The organism is Streptococcus sp. GMD4S (assembly GCF_000296955.1).
Genome location: NZ_AJRE01000248.1, coordinates 1 through 1,202, shown reverse-complemented (window position 1 = coordinate 1,202; position 1,202 = coordinate 1). Strand labels below are relative to the sequence as shown.

At 44.3% G+C, this 1,202-nt stretch carries 2 protein-coding genes; both read right to left on the bottom strand.

The window, feature by feature from the left end; all coding sequences use genetic code 11:
• Nucleotides 1-1,045: pyrimidine-nucleoside phosphorylase (locus tag GMD4S_RS09085; RefSeq protein ID WP_001202983.1), on the bottom strand; the 1,045-nt coding region annotated here is incomplete at its 3' end.
• Nucleotides 1,042-1,202: methyltransferase (locus GMD4S_RS09080; RefSeq protein ID WP_008289824.1), on the bottom strand; the 161-nt coding region annotated here is incomplete at its 5' end. The genes GMD4S_RS09080 and GMD4S_RS09085, both read right to left, overlap by 4 nt.

The following is a 1,202-nucleotide window of genomic DNA, read 5'->3' as shown; positions in this document are numbered from 1 at the left end:
GGCCAAATTCCATTGCAGGAAGAGCTGAAATAACACCCGTATCTTGAGCTGGAATTTCCACCACATGGGCAACTTTGACGGGGCGATAAAGATCTTCTAAATCACCGCCTTGTGCTGTTACCATTTCTTCAAACTTAGCCAGTGCTTGGCCATTTTCCAGGTGTTGACGGATTTCCTCGATCGTTTTCTCAACATCAGCCAATCCAAGCATAATCTGAGCTAACTCGCAGATAAAGTGACTAATATCTTCTCGACCTTTTCCTTGAAGAATCTCGATTGCCTCAAGGATTTCGAGACGATTGCCAATGGCTCGTCCCAAGGGTTGGCTCATATCGGTAATAACTGCTACCGTCTTTCGACCAACTGCCTTACCAAGATCCACCATGGTTTGAGCCAATTCGCGTGCCTCATCAACCGTCTTCATAAAGGCACCCTCACCGACCGTTACATCTAGCAAAATGGCATCCGCTCCTGCAGCAATTTTCTTGCTCATCACCGAACTCGCAATCAAAGGAATCGTGTCGACAGTTGCGGTCACATCTCGGAGGGCATAGAGAAGTTTATCTGCTTTAACCAGCTGATCTGACTGCCCAATGACAGATACACCAATGTCCTGTACCTGACGAATGAAATCCTCTTGACTTCGCTCGACTTGGTAGCCCTTAATGGATTCCAATTTATCAATTGTCCCACCAGTATGGCCGAGACCTCGACCACTCATCTTAGCAACAGGCACGCCGAAACTCGCAACAAGGGGAGCCAAAATCAAGGTCACCTTATCACCTACACCACCAGTCGAATGCTTGTCAACTTTAACCCCATCAATAGCTGACAAATCAAACTCCTGACCTGTTTTAACCATATTCATCGTCAGATCAGAAATCTCACGTGTGGTCATTCCTTTAAAATAAACAGCCATAGCAAAAGCAGACATTTGATAATCTGGAACAGTTCCAGCCACATAGCCTTCTACCAACCATTTGATTTCAGCCGTAGTCAGTTCTTGACCATCTCGTTTCTTTTGGATTAAATCAACTGCTCTCATTCTTTCACACTTCTAAGGATATAATATCCCTTATCTTTCTTTACAATTTCACAACTTCCAAAAACGTCTTCCATCTTATTTCTAGCACTTGGAGCCCCTTGTTTTTTCTGAATGACGATGGTTAAATCTCCTCCGTCTTTCAAGAAATCTCTGCTCT